This window comes from Mycobacterium sp. NGS64, assembly GCF_059812245.1.
Genome location: NZ_JCALCI010000002.1, coordinates 487731 through 505682 on the forward strand (window position 1 = coordinate 487731; position 17952 = coordinate 505682).

The following is a 17952-nucleotide window of genomic DNA, read 5'->3' on the forward strand; positions in this document are numbered from 1 at the left end:
TCGGTTCGTGATTGCCGATGCCCTGGCCGAGCTGATCGCCAAGCTGCCCGACGGGATGGTGGTCACCGACCCGACCATCACCGAGGGCTACCGCCAGGACCGCGCCTTCGACCCGTCGGCCGGCAAGCCGCTGGCGGTGGTGCGGCCGCGGCGCACCGAGGAGGTGCAGACGGTCCTGCGCTGGGCCACCGCGCACCGGGTGCCGGTGGTGACGCGGGGAGCCGGCAGCGGCCTGTCCGGCGGGGCCACGGCGGTCGACGACGGCATCGTGTTGTCGACGGAGAAGATGCGCGACATCACCGTCGACCCGGTCACGCGCACCGCGGTCTGCCAGCCGGGCCTGTTCAACGCCGAGGTGAAAAAGGCCGTCGCCGAGTACGGGCTGTGGTATCCGCCCGACCCGTCGTCGTTCGAGATCTGCAGCATCGGCGGCAACATCGCGACCAACGCCGGCGGCTTGTGCTGCGTGAAGTACGGCGTCACCACCGATTACGTGCTGGGCATGCAGGTGGTGCTGGCCGACGGCACCGCGGTGCGGCTGGGCGGGCCGCGGCTGAAGGACGTCGCGGGGCTCTCGCTGACCAAGCTGTTCGTGGGCAGCGAGGGCACGTTGGGCGTCGTCACCGAGGTGACACTGCGGCTGCTGCCCGCGCAGAACGTGTCCAGTGTGGTGGTCGCGACGTTCGCCTCGGTCAGCTCGGCCGTCGACGCCGTGCTGGGAGTCGTTGCGCGGCTTCGCCCCTCGATGCTGGAGTTCATGGACGCGGTGGCGATCAACGCCGTCGAGGACAGCTTGCGCATGGACCTGGATCGCGGGGCGGCCGCGATGCTGGTGGCCGGTTCCGACGAGCGGGGCCGCGCGTCCGGCGAGGATGCGGCGGTGATCGCCGAGGTGTTCGCCGAAAACGGTGCCACGGAGGTGTTTTCGACCGACGACCCGGACGAGGGCGAGGCCTTCGTGGCCGCCCGGCGGTTCTGCATCCCCGCGGTGGAGGCCAAGGGGTCGCTGCTGCTGGAGGACGTCGGGGTGCCGCTGCCGGCGCTGGGCGAGCTGGTCTCCGGGATCGAGCGCATCGCGTCGGAACGGGATTTGATGATCTCGGTGATCGCGCACGCCGGCGACGGCAACACCCACCCGCTGATCGTCTACGACCCCGCCGACGCCGCGATGACCGAGCGCGCGCACCTCGCCTTCGGCGAGATCATGGACCTGGCAGTCGGATTGGGCGGCACGATCACCGGTGAGCACGGCGTGGGCCGGTTGAAGCGGCCGTGGCTGGACGGCTACCTCGGCCCCGAGGTGATGGAGTTGAACCAGCGCATCAAGCGGGCGCTGGACCCGCTCGGGATCCTGAACCCGGGCGCGGCCATCTAGCGCACGTCGGCTCAGAACGTGAAGCGGTTGAGCATGTCGTAGTTGCCCATCGGCGTCGCGTTGACCAGCCGCCAGAGCAGGCGTAGGGGCGCCGAGGGTATCCGTTGGTAGAGCGCCCCGACCGGCGAGCGCCCGACGAAGCGTAGCCGCGGGTTCCAGCGCTCGAGTTCGCGGGCGTCGCGGATGCCCCACTTGGTGATGCCCTTGGTAAGCACCTTCGACAGCCGCGGTGCCAGCGGCGACGCGGTGTCGAAGGCGATTTCGCCGCTGCCGAATCGATCCGTGAGACGCTGCAGCAGCGTACGCACGTCGGCCGCGGTGAGGTACATGAGCAAGCCTTCCGCGACGATCAGCGCCGGGCGATCGGTGGGGATCTCGTCCAGCCACGCCGCGTCGGTCACGGACGAGCCGATCATCCGATAGCCGTCAGCGTCGTCGTACAGCTTGCGCCGCAACGCGATTACGCCCGGCTGATCGACGTCGAACCACAACACGGTGTCCGGCGGATGCAGCCGGAACGCCCGGGTGTCCATGCCGCAGCCGAGGTGCAGCACGACGGCGTTCGAATGGCGGCGCAGGAAGTCGGCGCTCCAGTCGTCGAACTGTTTGGCGCGCATGGTGACCAGGTACTGGTTGGACCGGGGCCACGAGGCGCGGCGCATGCGCTCCCAGTCGTATGCGATGCGGTCCACCGCCTCGGCGGCGGCCTTGTCATCGAGAATTGGCTCGGGCGAACGGGTTTCGTAGGCTCGCAGGTACAGCGTGCACAGGTTGGTCCATTCCACCGATCCCCAGGCCACGTCGGTGAAGTCGACCTTGTCCGTCTTTGTCATCGCTTCCTTTTTCCCTCCCGGTATTCGGTCCACATCCGCATCAGCTGATCCCGGTAGTCGCGGGTGCAGAACTCACAGAAGTCGCGGAAGTCCTCGACCCGCTCGCGCTGTTCCGCGCGGTCCTCCCCCAGCATGGACAGGGCGAACTCGGCGGGCTCGATGCCCAGGCGCATCAGCGACAGCTGCGTTTCCATCACGCTGGTGAACCCGCCCGGGGCGACGCGGTAGAGGTGTTGACGGTCGGGGCTCGGCAACCGCTCCACCATGCCGCCCTCCAGCAGCTGGCGGGCGACGGTGCTGATCGAGGCCTTGCTCACCGACAGGGCGCCGGCCAGCCGGGTCAACGACTGCGCCGGCGGATCGCAGATCAGCAGCCACCCATAGACGCGGCCCATGGTGCGGGTGGCGCCGAGCAGCTCGAAGAACAGGCCCAAGCGGTCGACGAACTCGGTTTCCTCCGGAGTCATCTCGCTCCATCTCGTTCGTTCAGTACGGACTGAACGAACTATACATCAGTTGACATATGCTGTGGCATGCCTTAGAAATAAGACATGTTGTCGGTTATGTCTCATGGGTTCCAACTGGCCACCGCCGAGACGTGGCCCAATCCCTGGCCGATGTACCGCGCGCTGCGCGACCACGACCCGGTGCACCACGTCGTCCCCGAGGGTCGCCCCGACCGCGATTACTACGTGCTGTCCCGGCACGCCGACGTCTGGGCCGCCGCACGCGACCACGAGACGTTCTCCTCCGCGCAGGGCCTGACGGTGGAGTACGGCGAGCTGGAGATCATTGGGCTGCAAGACAATCCGCCGTTCGTGATGCAGGACCCGCCGGTGCATACCGAGTTTCGCAAGCTGGTTTCCCGCGGTTTCACACCGCGACAGGTCGAGGCGGTGGAGCCCAAGGTTCGCGAGTTCGTCGTCGAGCGCATCGAGAAGATCCGCGCCGACGGCGGCGGCGACATCGTCACCGAACTGTTCAAGCCGCTGCCCTCGATGGTCGTCGCGCACTATCTCGGTGTGCCCGAGGAGGATCGGGCGCAGTTCGACGGCTGGACGCAGGCGATCGTCGCCGCCAACACGTCCGAGGGGGGAATCGGCACATCGCTGGACGCGGTCGGGTCGATGATGGCCTACTTCACCGCGCTGATCGACCGTCGGCGCAGCGAACCCGAGGACGACACGATCTCCCATCTGGTGGCGGCCGGGGTGGGCGCGGACGGCGACATCGCCGGGACGCTTTCGGTGCTGGCGTTCACGTTCACGATGGTCACCGGCGGCAACGACACCGTCACCGGAATGCTCGGCGGCTCAATGCCCTTGCTGCACGAGCGCCCCGACCAGCGGCGGCGCTTGGCCGACGACCCGGGGTTGATCCCCGACGCGGTCGAGGAGCTGCTGCGGCTGACGTCTCCCGTGCAGGGCCTGGCCCGCACCACCACCCGCGACGTGATTCTAGAGGGCACCACCGTCCCGGCCGGTCGCAAGGTCTTGCTGCTCTACGGGTCGGCCAACCGCGACGAGCGCCAGTACGGGCCGGACGCCGGCGAACTCGACGTGACCCGCTGCCCGCGCAACATCCTGACCTTCAGCCACGGCGCGCACCACTGCCTGGGCGCGGCGGCGGCCAGGATGCAATCGCGGGTCGCGCTGACCGAATTGCTTTCCCGCTGCCCGGATTTCGAGGTCGACGTGCCCGGCATCGTGTGGTCCGGCGGCAGCTACGTGCGCCGGCCGCTGTCGGTGCCGATCCGGGTGAACTCCCGATGACCGACTGGCTGGCCGACCGCCGCGGCGAGGCGGCCGTGGACCGGATACTCGACGCCGCCGAGGCGCTCTACACGCGGCGGGACCAGGCTTCGATCGGCATGAACGAGATCGCCAGGGCGGCGGGCTGTTCCCGCGCGACTCTGTACCGGTACTTCGAGAACCGCGAGGCGCTGCGGACCGCGTACGTCCACCGCGAGGCGCGCCGGCTCGGCCGCGCGATCGCCGACGAGATCGGCGGCGTCGACGACCCGCGCAAACGGCTGGTGGCGAGCATGACCGCCGCGCTGCGGTTGGTGCGCGAAAGCCCCGCGTTGTCAGCGTGGTTCGCCGTCAGCCGCCCGCCGGTCGGCGGGGAGCTGGCGCAGTCGGAGGTGATCACGGCGTTGGCCGCCGCGTTCGTCGGATCGCTCGGCCCGGAAGATCGCGACGCCGTGGAGCGCCGGGCGCGCTGGGTGGTGCGCGTGCTCACGTCGCTGCTGACCTACCCGGGCCGGGACGAGGCCGACGAGCGGTCGATGATCGAGGAGTTCGTCGTCCCGATCGTGACGCCGATCGGCGCGCGGGGGTAGACCGTCACATCCGCCCACACGTCTCGCCGGGAGGACCAATACCCGTTGTGCCCGCCTCACAGCGACAGCGAGCCGCCGGGGCGCCGCGCAACCGGACAGTCGCTGTGAGGCGGGCAAAACGTCGGCCGCTCAGCGCAGATACGAATGGGGCCGATGTGACGACGGCGGATCGCCTTGGGGCAGAAAGGTCCAGCAGCCGTCCCGCGTTCGTCGTCGGCCACCTAGCCGTCCTTGACCCGGGTGAAGCGGTGCAACAACCAGGCGAGCGGGATCGTCACCGCCAGCGTCGCGACGAACAGGTAGCCCATCGAGCCCGTGTAGACGTGCGCGCGGACGATGTAGACCATCGCGAATTCCATCGTGATGAGGTGGATCAGGAAGATCTCGTAGGAGATCTCGCCCAGCCACACCATCGGCCGGCTGGCCAGCAACCGCGCGTACGCACCCTGATTACCCAACGCCAGCGGCGCCACCGCGAGCGCGGCGATGACGGCGTAGAACACGGTCTTGCAGACGGCCTGGCTCAGCGTGGCCGGCGACGTCGTGGGTGCGCCGGCGATCGGCGTGGAGGCGATGAAATAGCAGATGACCGCCAGCGGGATCGCCATGAACGCGTAGCAGTGCACCTTCATCGCCTGCAGCACGGCCAGCGCCATGCCGGCCAGGAACCACGCCAGGTACGTCGGCAGCCAGAGCCGGGCTCCGTCGGGGAACCAGTGGTCGGTGTGCACCAGGACCAGCCATCCCGGGCTGATCAGCGCCATCGCCGCCAGGGCGGCCAGCATCAGGTTCGGCTGCCAGCGCCGCCGGGCGATCAACACCAGCAGCAGGTAGGCCAGCAACGGCAGCACCACGTAGAACGAGGCCTCCACCGCCAGGCTCCACATCTGCGTCAGGCCCTGGTGCAGGTACTTGCCGAGGTAGCCGTTGCAGTAGATCTGCGTCAGCGTCAGGTTGCGCACCAACCCCAGCCACGTGTGCCCGGGGTTCGGGCCGGCCTCGCGGAAGTGGTAGAGCACATAGGCGATCAGCACGGTGATGACGTAGGCGGGCATGATGCGCCGAACCCGGTGTCGCGCATAGCGACTCAGCGACGGCGGCGGCGCGCCGGTGGCGGCCGACTTGACCCACGGGCGAAACAGTAGAAAGCCCGACAGCACGAAGAAGATGGGCACGCCGATCTCCAGCCGGGAACCGACCAGTCCCCAGTAGCCGTGGGTGTACTTGCCGGTGGTGTAGGCCGCGTGGGTGCCGACGACGGTGAGCGCGGCGACGGCACGGATGCCGGTCAGCGACGCGACGCGGTCGACGTGCGCGACCTGCTCGAGCCCGCCCTGGGCGTCGCGTTCCTCGGAGAGCGTCACCGGCGTGATTTCGTTTTGCCCGGCGAGCGGTCCGGCCGCAGGTCGATCAGCACGCCCGAGATCCGGGTCTGCTCGAGCTTCTTCAGCGTCGCCTTGGGCAGCTTGGCCGGCAGCTCGACGAGCGAGAAGTCCGGCCCGATGGCGATGTGGCCGAAGTCGCTGCGGTGCAGGCCGCCCTCGTTGGCGATGGCGCCGACGATCGCGCCCGGGCCGATCTTGTGCCGCTTGCCCACCGAGATCCGGTAGGTGGCGAAGTTCCTTGACTGCCTGGGTCTTTCGTGTGACTTTTCGGCACGCTCCCGGCGTTCGCGCCGTTCCGGCGGCGGTTCGGGCGCCATCAGGAACGCCCCGCCGTCGCGCGACTGCAACGCCAGCGCGGCGGCGATGTCGGCCATCGGGACGTCGTGCTCGCGCTCGTAGTCCTGAATCAGCTTGCGGAACAGGTCGATTCCCGGGGCGGCGAGCGCGTCGGTGATGGAGTCGGCGAACTTCGCCACCCGTTGGGCGTTGACGTCCTCGACGGTGGGGAGCTCGGCCTCGGTGAGCGTTTGCCGTGTCGCCTTTTCGATCGCCTTGAGCAGGTGGCGCTCCCGCGGGGACACGAACAGCACCGCGGTGCCGCTGCGGCCGGCCCGGCCGGTGCGCCCGATGCGGTGCACGTAGGACTCGGTGTCGTGCGGGATGTCGTAGTTAAGGACGTGCGAGATGCGGTCCACGTCAAGGCCTCTGGCCGCCACGTCCGTGGCGACCAGGATGTCGAGGCTGCCGTTCTTCAGCGCGGCGATGGTCCGCTCGCGCTGCGCCTGCGGGATGTCGCCGTTGATGGCGGCGGCGGAAAAGCCTCGGGCCCGAAGCTTTTCGGCGACCTCCTCGGTGGCCTGCTTGGTGCGCACGAACACGATCATCGCCTCGAACGGCTCCACTTCGAGCAGGCGGGTGAGCGCGTCCATCTTACGGGGGCCGGCGACCTGGATGTAGCGCTGCGAAATGTTCTGCGCGGTGGCGGTTTTCGCCTTGGTAGTGATTTCCACCGGGTCGTGCAGGTATTTGGTGGTGAGCTTGCGGATCGCGGGCGGCATGGTCGCCGAGAACAGCGCGACCTGTTTGTATTCGGGCGTTTCGGACAGGATGCGTTCGACGTCCTCGGCGAAGCCCATGGTGAGCATCTCGTCGGCCTCGTCGAGCACGAGGTAGTCGAGGTGGGACAGGTCCAGCGTGCCGCGTTCCAGGTGGTCGATGACGCGGCCGGGGGTGCCGACCACCACCTGCGCGCCGCGCCGCAGCCCGGCCAGCTGCACGCCGTAGGACGAACCGCCGTAGATCGGCAGCACGTGGATCCCAGGCAGGTGGGTGCCGTAGCGGCTGAACGCCTCGGCCACCTGCAAGGCCAGCTCGCGGGTGGGCGCGAGCACCAGCGCCTGCGTCGCGGTGCTCTTGGCGTCGATCTTGGACAGGATCGGGATCGCGAACGCCGCCGTCTTGCCGGTGCCGGTCTGCGCCAGCCCGACGACGTCGGATCCGGCCAGCAGCGGCGGGATCGTTGCCGCCTGGATGGCCGTCGGCGTCTCGTAGCCGACGTCGGCGGTCGCCTTCAGGACCGCAGGGTGAATCTGCAGGTCCGAGAACGTGGGAGAGGCAGCCTCGGGCGGGCTGTCGGGGAGGGTCATCGTGTCAAGAGTCTAGTTGTGATGGCGGGACCAGCGAAGCTGGGCGCTGCGGGTCACGGCCGCGCCTGCTGCGCCGGCTGGGTCGGTGCCGGTACGGTTTGGCGATGTGTGCTCGCTACCCTGCCGTGCGCTGACGGGCGTAGCCGTTCTCGCGTCGGCCTGCATTGCTTTGTCCGGTTGCGGTTCGGGGGATTCCACGGTCGCCAAGACGCCGCAGGCCACGACGACGACGTCGACGGCGTCGATCACCGCCCCCGCCACGCCGATCCCGACGTCCGGCGTCGCCGCGCCGCCCGGTAGCGCGGCGCCGGCCGACCCGTGCGCGGTCAACTTGGCCTCGCCCACCATCGCGAAGGTGGTGTCCGAGCTACCGAAAGACCCGCGCAGCCAGCAGCCCTGGAGTCCGGAACCGGTGGCCGGCAACTACAACGAGTGCGCCCAGCTGTCGGCGGTGATCATCAAGGCCAACACCAACGCCGTCAACCCGACGACACGGGCGGTGCTGTTCCATCTGGGCCAGTTCATCCCGCAGGGCGTGCCGGACACCTACGGGTTCAATGGCATCGACGCGGCCCAAACCACCGGCGACACAGTCGCTTTGACCTACCCCGGCGGCGTCAACGGACTCAACACCGACGTGCGGTTCCACTGGGACGGCAACGGCGTCCAGCTGATCGGCAACACCCCCGGCCACTGAGCCAAGCCGGCCGGTGGAGCCCCCGGCGTTACGGGTTGCCGGTCCACGACGGGTATGTCCCCGGGCGGCCTTCGGCGCCGCTCTCGATCCCGCCGAAGGACAGGCCGCCGGTACCGCCATTCCCGGCGGCGCCACCGGTGCCACCAGAGTTGTTCGTACCGATTCCGAGACCGCCCGCTCCGCCATCGGCACCATCGGCGCCGGGGGCACCGTCGCCGACCTGTACCAGGTCCGGGATGTTGGAGGCGCCGCCGCCACCGCCACCGCCCGTGCCGGTGGCGTTGATGCCGCCTGTCCCACCATCGGCGCCGTTGGTCGTGGTTGTAGTGCCGTCGCCGGCGAATACCTCCGCGTTGCCGCCGGTGCCGCCGTGCCCGGCGGCGCCGCTGGCGGATGCGGCTCCACCGCCACCGCCACCGCCACCGCCGGCGGCGTTACCGGCCGCGACGGTACCGCCCGCGCCGCCTCCGCCGCCGGCGCCGCCTGCGCCGCCGGTGGTGCCAGAGGCGAGGTCACCGGCACCGCCGGTGCCGCCGCTGCCGCCGAAGCCGATCGCCTGGTCGTTGCCGCCGGTGGTGGCGAGCGCCTGGTTGCCGGAGCCGCCCGTGCCGCCCGTGCCGCCGGTGCCACCGGCGCCGCCGCTGCCGGTGCCAGTGCCGGCGTCGCCGCCGGCCCCGCCGATGCCGCCGCCGCCGCCTCCGCCGGCCGTGATCAAGTTGCCCACGTCGGAGGTGTTGTAGCCGCCGAGGCCACCCTCACCGCCGCCGCCGCCGGCGCCGCCGTCGCCGTTGGTTCCGCCGTTAGGCGTGCCGCCGCCGTCGCCGCCAATCCCGCCTTGGCCGCCGTTGCCGCCGAAGCCGCCGTAGCTGCCTCCGTAGCCCGGGCTGGTGCCGCCGGTGCCGCCGATGCCGCCGGTGCCGCCCGCGCCACCGGTGCCCGCGTGGCCGGTCGAGCCGCCCGCGTCGCCACCGGTGCCGCCGTCACCACCGATGCCGCCGCTGCCGCCGGAAGGCGAGTCGACGCCGCTGGACCGCGACGGGTCGGGCGTGGCAGCGCCCGGGCCGCCCTGGCCGCCGTGGCCGCCGGTGCCGCCGTCGCCGCCGTGGCCACCGTTGCCGTCGGTGCCGCCGGTGCCGCCGGTGCCAACCGCGCCGCCGGCGCCCGCGGCGCCGCCGTGGCCGCCCTTGCCGCCGATGCCGCCGTGGTCGAGGTCATTGCCCGTCGTGGCGAAGTCGGCGCCGGTGCCGCCGTTGCCGCCTCGGCCGCCGTCACCGCCCTGGCCGCCCGAACCGTTGGTCCCGCCCGGCCCGCTGTTGCCGCCGTGGCCGCCCGCACCGCCGGTGCCGCCGTCGAAGCCGGTATCGCCCTGGCCGGCGTTGACGGCCTCCGCGCCGGCTGCCCCGACATCACCGTCGCCGCCGGCGCCGCCCTTGCCGCCGTCACCGCCGGTGCCCGCGTGACCCGCGGTGCCCGCAGCACCCGCACCGGTGCCGGCCGCCCCGCCGGCACCCGCGTCGCCGCCGGTACCGCCGCCGCCGCCGTTGCCGCCGGCCACGGCGGAGCCCACTCCGCTGGCGCCCTCGCCACCGTCACCGCCCTGGCCGCCATGGCCGCCGACGCCACCATTGCCGTTGACGCCGCCGACGCCCGCGCTGCCACCGGTGCCGCCGGCACCGCCGGTCCCACCGCCGAAGCCCTGACCGCCTTGGCCTGCGCTGACGCCCACCGCGCCTTGGGCCCCCACGTCACCCTGACCACCGGCACCGCCGGTGCCGCCCTGGCCGCCGGTTCCCGCGTGACCCGCCACGCCGGCGGTCCCGCCCATCATCCCCTTGTTGGCGCCACCGGCCCCGCCGGCACCGGCGGCGCCGCCCGTCCCGCCGGTACCACCGTCGCCGCCGGCCACGCCGGAGCCCACGCCGCTCGCCCCGGCACCGCCGGTGCCACCCATGCCGCCCTGACCGCCGGCCCCACCGGCGCCGCCGGCCCCACCGAACAGCGCCTGGTTGGCCCCACCGGCCCCACCGTTGCCGCCGGCCCCACCGGCAAAGCCGTCACCACCGTGGCCGTTGCTGACGCCCACCGCGCCGGTCGACCCGACCAGACCCTGAGCACCCATACCGCCGATTCCACCGGCCCCACCGTTACCGCCGCCCAAAAGCCCATTGGCACCGCCGGCCCCACCGTTGCCGCCGTTCCCGCCGGCGGCGGTGGCGTTGCCGCCGGCCCCACCGGCACCGCCGTGGCCCCACAGCCCGGCCGAGCCGCCGGCCCCGCCGTTCCCACCGTTGGCGCCGTTTGCGCCCGACCCGCCGTTGCCCCCGTTGCCCCAGAGCCAACCGCCATCGCCGCCGGCCTGCCCGGTCCCGGCCGCGCCGTTGGCGCCGTCACCGAACAGCGGGCGCCCGGTCAGGTCCTTCACCGGCGAGAACGGGTTCGCCGCAAGGGCCTGCAGGTCGTGCTGCAACGCGCCCAACGGCGAGGAGTTGGCGGCCTCGGTGGCCGCATAAGCGATCCCGCCGGAGGACATCAACTGCACGAACTGGTCATGGAAGGCGGCCGACTGCGCGCTGAGTGCCTGAAACTGCTGTCCGAAACCGCCGAATAACTGCGTCAGCACCGCCGACACCTCGTCGGCGGCCGCCGGCGCGATTCCCGTGGTCGACGGGGCCGCCGCCGCGGTCGCTTCCCTGATCGCCTCCCCGATCGCGCTCAAGTCGGTGGAGGCACTGGCCAAGGCCTCGGGTGCTGCGATCAGGTAGGACATCTTGGGCTCCCATCGAACATGCCGCACATTAGGGGATTTACGTCAGAACCGTACTATAGGCATGTTTGGGAAGATGTAAAGCGACTTTTGGTATTTTCATATATTTCGCCGGTCGCCCGGCCCGATGGCCATTTGGGGCAATTGATGCCCGAAGCCGCGACCCCGTCGGGTCAGCTGGTCACGATCAGCGGAAGCGAGATCACGCCGGGACCCCCGGCGACGACGATCACCCAGCGGCCGTCGACGGGCATGGCCACCGACACCGGGAAGAAGGCGAACCCGATTTCGCCGACGGTGGCCTCCGGGGGCATCTCGAAGGCGACGCGAAGGGGCTTCTGACCCTCCGGGGGCCAGATCTCGACGTCGAGCCGGTCGTCGTCGTCGGCATCGGACTGCGTCAGCACCACGAGCAGAAAGCTGGCGAGCCGGTCGGGCCCGACCACGAATCGGGACAGCACGCCGCCGGTGACGTTCAGCTTGTTGTCGACCACCTGGGCCGCTTCGGCGAGAAAGGCCCCCGTAACGATCACCTGCCGAAGCTACCGCCCAGCTACGGCTCCGTGGCATGCGCCCCAGGCACTTCTGCGGTTACCTTGCCGCACAGCGCATTTCACGCGGAGGGTCGAATGCGCGCGCCCAACCGCCAATCGGCTCGCCGGGCCGGGCCGTGTCGGTCCCCTCACCTACAGTTGCAGCTGTGTTCGTCACCGGTGAAACCGTCGTCTACAGCGCGTCGGACCTCGCGTCCGCCGCCCAGTGCGAATACGCGCTCCTGCGGGATTTCGACGCGAAACTCGGCCGCGGCCCCGCGGTGTGTGTCGAGGACGAGCTGCTCGCCCGAACCTCCGCCCTGGGCACCGAACACGAACGACGCCGCCTCGCGCGATACCGCGACGAGTTCGGCGACGCGGTCGCGGTCATCGGTCGCCCGGCCTACACGCCGGCCGGATTTACAGCCGCCGCCGAGGCGACGCGGCGCGCGATCGCCAACCGCGCCCCGGTGGTGTATCAGGCCGCGATCTTCGACGGCCGATTCGTCGGATTCGCCGACTTTTTGGTGCTCGACGGCGAGCGGTACCGGGTCGCCGACACGAAGCTGGCCCGCTCGCCCAAGGTGCCCGCGTTGCTGCAGCTGGCCGCCTACGCCGACGCGCTCGCCGGCTCGGGCGTCCCGGTCGCGCCCGAGGCCGAGCTGGAGCTGGGCGACGGCGCCGTCGTGCGCTACCGCGTCGGCGACCTGATCCCGGTTTACCGTTCCCAGCGCGCACTTTTGCAGCGCCTGCTCGACGAGCACTACGCCGCGGGCACCCCGGTGCGCTGGGACGACCAACACGTCGGCGCGTGTTTCCACTGCCCGCTATGCACCGAACAGTTGCGCGCCACCGACGACCTGCTGCTGGTTGCCGGGATGCGAGTCACCCAGCGCGACAAGCTGATCGACGCCGGCATCGCCACCGTCGCCGAGCTGGCCGGGCGCACGGAGCCCGTCGCCGGCCTGGCGCCCAGCGCGCTGACGAAACTGACCGCGCAGGCCAAACTGCAAGTCCGCCAACGCGACACCGGGATCCCGCAATTCGACGTCGTCGACCCGCAGCCGCTGACGCTGCTGCCGGAGCCGGATCCCGGCGACCTGTTCTTCGACTTCGAAGGCGACCCGCTGTGGACGGCCGACGGGCACGACTGGGGCTTGGAATATCTATTCGGCGTCCTGGAGGCCGGCGGGAATTTCCACCCGCTGTGGGCGCACAGCCGGGTCGACGAGCGCAAGGCGCTCATCGACTTCCTCGCGACGGTGAAAAGGCGCCGCAAGCGCCGCCCCAACATGCACATCTACCACTACGCGCCCTACGAGAAGACCGCGCTGCTGCGGCTCGCCGGGCGGTACGGCGTCGGCGAGGACGACGTCGACGAACTGCTGCGCAGCGGCACGCTGGTTGACCTCTATCCTGTGGTGCGCAAGAGCATTCGGGTGGGCGCGGAGTCGTTCGGCCTCAAGGCTCTCGAGCCGCTGTACATGGGGTCGCGGCTGCGCGCCGGCGACGTCACGACGGCCGCCGAGTCGATCACCTCCTATGCCCGCTACTGCCAGCTCAAGGACGAAGGCCAACTGGACGACGCCGCGTCCCTGCTCAAGGAGATCGAGGACTACAACCACTACGACTGCCGCTCGACGCAGGCCTTGCGCAACTGGCTGATGCTGCGCGCCTACGAGTCTGGCGTCGTACCCGTTGGCGCGCAACCGGTTCCGGAGGGTAACCGGGTCGAGGATCGCGACCAGCTGGCGATGACGTTGTCGGCGTTCACCGGCGACGCCGGCGTCGCCGACCGCACGCCCGAGCAGACGGCGGTGGCGTTGGTGGCCGCGGCGCGGGGCTACCACCGGCGCGAGGACAAGCCGTTCTGGTGGGCGCACTTCGACCGGCTGAACTTCCCGGTCGAGGAGTGGGCCGACGACACCGACGTCTTCCTCGCCGAGACTGCGTCGGTCGACGCCGACTGGCACACCCCGCCCCGCGCGCGCAAGCCGCGGCGGCACGTGCGGCTCGAGGGAGAGCTGGCGCGCGGCGAATTGATGACCGACGTCTTCGCGCTCTACGAGCCGCCTGCCCCGCCGGGCATGGCCGACAACCCCGACCGGCGCGCGGCCGGCCGCGCCGAGGTCCTCTCGGTCGACGATCCGGCGGTGCCCACCAAGGTCGTCATCGCCGAGCGGGTCGGCAAGGACGGCAACACCTTTGACCAGCTGCCGTTCGCGCTCACCCCGGGGCCGCCCATTGCCACGACGGCATTGCGAGATTCGATCGAGGCGACCGCGGCCGCCCTGGCGGCCGATCTGCCGGCACTGCCGTCCACCGCCGTGATCGACGTCCTGCTGCGCCGCGCGCCACGCACGAAGGCCCCGCTGCCGCGCACCGGCGACACCGTCGCCGACATCACAGCGGCCGCACTCGATCTCGACTCGTCCTACCTCGCCGTGCACGGGCCGCCGGGCACCGGCAAGACGCACACCGCCGCCCGGGTGATCAAAAGCCTTGTCGCCGAACATGGCTGGCGCATCGGCGTGGTGGCGCAGTCGCACGCCACGGTGGAGAACCTGTTGGGCTGCGTGATCGACGCCGGGCTGGATCCGGGCCGGGTCGCCAAGAAACCCGGCGGGCACGACGCCCCCCGCTGGCAGGAGATCGAGTCCAACGAATACCCGTCCTTCATCGCCGAGCACGACGGCTGCGTGATCGGCGGCACCGCTTGGGATTTCGCCAACGCCAACCGGGTGCCACCGAGCAGCCTGGACCTGCTGGTGATCGACGAGGCGGGCCAGTTCTGCCTGGCCAACACCATCGCCGTGGCCCCGGCGGCCGCCAACCTGTTGCTGCTCGGCGACCCGCAGCAGCTGCCACAGGTCAGCCAGGGCACACATCCCGAACCGGTCGACACGTCGGCGCTGGACTGGCTGGTGGACGGCCGGCGCACGCTGCCCGACGAGCGGGGCTACTTCCTGGACCTGTCCTACCGCATGCATCCGGCGGTCTGCGCCGCGGTCTCCGCGCTGTCCTACGAGGGCCGGCTGCAATCGCACGAGTGCACCAGGGAGCGCCACCTCGACGGACAGGCGCCCGGCGTGCACGTGAATGTCGTCGAACACCAAGGCAATTCGACGGAGAGCCCCGAGGAGGCCGACGCGATCGCCGCCCACATCGGCGCGCTGCTCGGCCGGGCGTGGACCGACGAACACGGCACCCGCCCCCTGGCCGCCGACGACGTGCTGGTGCTGGCGCCCTACAACGCCCAGGTGACGCTGATCCGCCGGCGGCTCGCCCAGGCCGGGCTCAGCGCGGTCCGGGTCGGAACCGTCGACAAGTTCCAGGGCGGGCAGGCGCCGGTGGTCTTCGTGTCGATGACGGCCTCGTCGGTCGACGTGGTGCCACGCGGGATCTCGTTCCTGCTCAACCGGAACCGGCTCAATGTCGCCATCAGCAGGGCGCAGTACGCGGCGGTGATCGTGCGCTCGCGGCTGCTCACCGAGTACCTGCCCGGCACGCCCGCCGGCCTGATCGACCTCGGCGCGTTCCTCGCGCTGACCCAGGACTAGCCCGAGTGCCGGCCGTAGCCCGCGGGGTCGTCGTCCGGATCGGGGCGGTAACGGTGGCCCGGCGACGCCATCGGGCGAAACTGCTTCCCGCCGTCGACGCGAGACCCGTTGTGCGCGAAGCCGATCGGCCCGGCCGGCACGGGCTGGTGCACCGGCAACGGCCGGGCACGCGGCGGGGGCGCGACGTCCGGTCCACGAACCAGCCGCAGTTCGACGTACTCGTCGTCGTCATAGTCGTCGTCGACGACGTCGCCCCCGTCCGGCGGCTCGCCGCCCGCGTCCGCCGACGGCGCGAACCCGAGCACGAACAGCGCTGCGACGACGCCGAACAGCACGACGAACGCGGGCAACAGCACCGACTGCGCCATCGCGGCCGCGAACGGCTCGCGCAGGAACTCGGGCAGCTGCACAGCGGTGGCGTCCTCCGCCGAGGCCGAGGCCGACGGCGCGTCGGACGGCATCTCGGAACCGATCCGCCACGTCATGAACGCGGCCATGCCCGCGCTCCCGAGCACCGCCCCGAGCTGCCGAACGGAGTTGAAGACCGCCGAACCCGCGCCGGCGAGTTCGGTGGGCAGGTTGCGCGTCGCGGTCGCCGTCAGCGGCGACCACACGAACGCGCTGCCGACGCCGATCACGGCGAACGCCAGCAGCAACCGCCAGATCGGCGTCGACGGGGACATCTCGAACGACAGCCAGGTGAGCCCGACCGCCATCGTGGAGAAGCCGAAGCCGAGCACCGGCCCCGGGTGGTACCTGTCGACGATCATGCCCACGAACGGCGCCAGCGCACCGCCCACGACCGCCATCGGCGCGATCACCAGCGCCGAACGCGTCGGCGACAGCCCGCACCCGCCCTGCAAAAAGAACGGCAGCGGCAGCATCATCGCCGTCATCGCGAACGCGGTGACGGCCACCCCGGCGTTGCACAGGCCGAAGTCGCGGTCGGCGAAGACGCGCAGCGGGATCAGCGGCTCGCGGGTGTTGACGGCCTGCCAGTACACGAACACCGACATGCATCCGATGCCGGCGACGATCATCGCCCAGACCCAGGGCTGCCAGTGACCGGCCTGGCCCTCCTGCAGACCGAAGACGATCAGGAACATGCCCAGCCCGGACAACGCGACGCCCACCAGGTCGAAGCCCTGCACCTGGGTGGGTAGCACCGGCACCAGCCACGCCGCCAGCGCCAGCCCCGCGACGCCGATCGGGACGTTGACGAAGAAGATCCACTGCCAGCCCAGCCCGTCGACCAGCGCGCCGCCGGCCAGCGGCCCGACCAGGGTGGCCACCCCGGCGGTGGCGCCCCACACGCTGACCGCGACACCGCGCCGCTCCGCCGGGAAGACCCGGGTGATCATCGACAGGGTCTGCGGGGTCAGCACCCCGGCGCCGACGCCCTGGACCACGCGGGCGGCGATCAGCATGGCGACGCTGCCCGACAGCCCGCACCACAGCGACGCGGCGGTGAACAGGCCCAGCCCGATGAGATAGAGGTTCTTGGTGCCGTACCGGTCGCCGAGCCGCCCGGCCACCAGCAGCACCACCGCGCAGCCCAGCAGATACGCGCTGGTCACCCAGACCACGGTGGCGTACCCGGTGTGCAGGTCGAGCTTGATGGTCGGGTTGGCGATGACGACGATCGTGGAGTCGACCATGATCATGAAAAAGCCGATCATCATCGCGAACAGCGCGTTCCAGGGATTCCGCGGGCCCGCCGCGAGCAGGGAGTTCCAGCCCTCCATGAACTGCGCGCGACTCGGCACCGCGCGCCGGTTCCCCCCCGGCGACCATGGCGTCGCCGTGTTCATGTGGCTCAACCCCCTCGCACGGCTCGAATCGTCACCCAGCCCGCATTATCCCGGTTGGGCAAATGCGCCGCTCGGCCGCGGATCGGTGACCGCGGGTTAGCCTGGAATGGACATCGGCAAAACCAACAGGATGAGCAGGATGCGGGCCCGACGAAACAGAGCGTCACGCATGTCAAACCCGGAGCAGGCGGCGGCCGGCAAGGACGGCCGGCCCAAGGCGTCGGCACGGGCATTGGCGCAGGTCATCGAGCGCAGCACGCGGGTCCACGGCCCCGCCGCGGAGGCCTACGTGTCGCGGCTGCGCCGCGCGCACCCGGCCGCCACCCCGGCACAAATCGACGCCAAGCTGGAGAAACGCTTCCTCGCGGCCCTGACGGCCAGCGGTGCCGCGGTCGGCTCGGCCGCGACGTTTCCCGGGGTCGGGACGCTGACGGCGGTGTCCGCGGGCGCCGGGGAGACCGTCTTCTTCATCGAGGCCACCGCGCTGTTCGTGCTGGCCAAGGCCGTCGTCTACAACATCCCGGCCGACCACCGCGAACGCCGCCGCGCGCTGGTGCTTTCCGTCCTGGTCGGCGACGACAGCCAGCGCGCCATCGGCGAGCTGATCGGGCCCGGCCGCACCAACGGCGGCTGGCTGGCCGAGGGCATGGCGTCGCTGCCGTTGCCGACGCTGTCGCGGTTGAACACCCGGCTGCTCGGCTACTTCGTCAAGCGCTACACGCTGCGCAAGGGCGCCCTGATGTTCGGCAAGGCGCTGCCGGTCGGCATCGGCGCCGTGGTCGGCGGCGCCGGCAACCGGATGGTGGGCAAGAAGATCGTCCACAACGCCCGACACGCGTTCGGCTTGCCGCCCTCGCGCTGGCCGACCACGCTGCGGCTGCTGCCGCCGGTCCACGAGGCCGGCTAACAGCGGCCGCACCCGGTGCCTCTCGCGGATTGCTCGCGAAAGGTTAGCCTTTATTGGGGCGAAAACGCTCCCGCACCGTCGCGGGATTGAGTTGCCCGCC

The 17952-nt window shown here is 71.0% G+C and carries 13 protein-coding genes; 6 read left to right on the forward strand and 7 right to left on the reverse strand.

What is annotated here, in order from left to right; genetic code table 11:
• The first annotated feature begins 7 nt into the window (after nucleotides 1–7).
• Complete coding sequence (locus AC5Y4S_RS10665; RefSeq protein ID WP_500032552.1) at nucleotides 8–1375, forward strand: FAD-binding oxidoreductase; 1368 nt, start codon at nucleotides 8–10, stop codon at nucleotides 1373–1375.
• Between the two features lie 11 nt (nucleotides 1376–1386).
• Here AC5Y4S_RS10665 and AC5Y4S_RS10670 read toward each other — a convergent pair whose 3' ends face one another.
• Nucleotides 1387–2208: a class I SAM-dependent methyltransferase gene (locus tag AC5Y4S_RS10670; protein WP_500032553.1), complete on the reverse strand. Its 822-nt coding sequence runs from the start codon at nucleotides 2206–2208 to the stop codon at nucleotides 1387–1389.
• The gene (locus tag AC5Y4S_RS10675) at nucleotides 2205–2675 is read right to left on the reverse strand and encodes a GbsR/MarR family transcriptional regulator (protein ID WP_500032554.1); all 471 of its coding nucleotides are present in this window, start codon (nucleotides 2673–2675) and stop codon (nucleotides 2205–2207) included. The genes AC5Y4S_RS10670 and AC5Y4S_RS10675 overlap by 4 nt, the downstream gene beginning before the upstream one ends.
• A gap of 84 nt (nucleotides 2676–2759) precedes the next feature.
• On the opposite strand from AC5Y4S_RS10675, the gene AC5Y4S_RS10680 reads away from it, so the two are divergent.
• Nucleotides 2760–3980: a cytochrome P450 gene (locus tag AC5Y4S_RS10680; RefSeq protein ID WP_500032555.1), complete on the forward strand. Its 1221-nt coding sequence runs from the start codon at nucleotides 2760–2762 to the stop codon at nucleotides 3978–3980.
• A complete protein-coding gene (locus tag AC5Y4S_RS10685; RefSeq protein ID WP_500032556.1) occupies nucleotides 3977–4549 on the forward strand; it encodes a TetR/AcrR family transcriptional regulator in 573 nt (190 codons plus the stop codon). The genes AC5Y4S_RS10680 and AC5Y4S_RS10685 overlap by 4 nt, the downstream gene beginning before the upstream one ends.
• A 221-nt stretch (nucleotides 4550–4770) precedes the next feature.
• Here AC5Y4S_RS10685 and AC5Y4S_RS10690 read toward each other — a convergent pair whose 3' ends face one another.
• The gene (locus AC5Y4S_RS10690; RefSeq protein ID WP_500032557.1) at nucleotides 4771–5913 is read right to left on the reverse strand and encodes an acyltransferase family protein; all 1143 of its coding nucleotides are present in this window, start codon (nucleotides 5911–5913) and stop codon (nucleotides 4771–4773) included.
• A complete protein-coding gene (locus AC5Y4S_RS10695) occupies nucleotides 5910–7580 on the reverse strand; it encodes a DEAD/DEAH box helicase (RefSeq protein WP_500032558.1) in 1671 nt (556 codons plus the stop codon). The genes AC5Y4S_RS10690 and AC5Y4S_RS10695 overlap by 4 nt, the downstream gene beginning before the upstream one ends.
• A gap of 106 nt (nucleotides 7581–7686) precedes the next feature.
• Between AC5Y4S_RS10695 and AC5Y4S_RS10700 the strand changes: the two genes are divergently transcribed.
• On the forward strand, nucleotides 7687–8277 hold the full coding sequence (locus tag AC5Y4S_RS10700; RefSeq protein ID WP_500032559.1) for an LppP/LprE family lipoprotein: 591 nt from the start codon (nucleotides 7687–7689) through the stop codon (nucleotides 8275–8277).
• A gap of 28 nt (nucleotides 8278–8305) precedes the next feature.
• Here the strand turns inward: AC5Y4S_RS10700 and AC5Y4S_RS10705 are convergent, their stop codons facing one another.
• Nucleotides 8306–11044, reverse strand: coding sequence for a PE family protein (locus tag AC5Y4S_RS10705; protein WP_500032560.1), 2739 nt, complete (start codon nucleotides 11042–11044; stop codon nucleotides 8306–8308).
• 170 nt (nucleotides 11045–11214) lie between these two features.
• Entirely contained in the window at nucleotides 11215–11571 is a 357-nt protein-coding gene (locus AC5Y4S_RS10710) for a hypothetical protein (protein WP_500033289.1), read from the reverse strand.
• A gap of 170 nt (nucleotides 11572–11741) precedes the next feature.
• Between AC5Y4S_RS10710 and AC5Y4S_RS10715 the strand changes: the two genes are divergently transcribed.
• A complete protein-coding gene (locus AC5Y4S_RS10715) occupies nucleotides 11742–15134 on the forward strand; it encodes a TM0106 family RecB-like putative nuclease (RefSeq protein WP_500032561.1) in 3393 nt (1130 codons plus the stop codon).
• On the opposite strand, the gene AC5Y4S_RS10720 is transcribed toward AC5Y4S_RS10715, so the two are convergent.
• Entirely contained in the window at nucleotides 15131–16945 is a 1815-nt protein-coding gene (locus tag AC5Y4S_RS10720; protein WP_500032562.1) for an MFS transporter, read from the reverse strand. The genes AC5Y4S_RS10715 and AC5Y4S_RS10720 overlap by 4 nt on opposite strands.
• A 139-nt stretch (nucleotides 16946–17084) precedes the next feature.
• On the opposite strand from AC5Y4S_RS10720, the gene AC5Y4S_RS10725 reads away from it, so the two are divergent.
• Nucleotides 17085–17852, forward strand: a complete 768-nt coding sequence (locus AC5Y4S_RS10725; protein WP_500032563.1) for a hypothetical protein — start codon at nucleotides 17085–17087, stop codon at nucleotides 17850–17852.
• Nucleotides 17853–17952 lie beyond the last annotated feature (100 nt).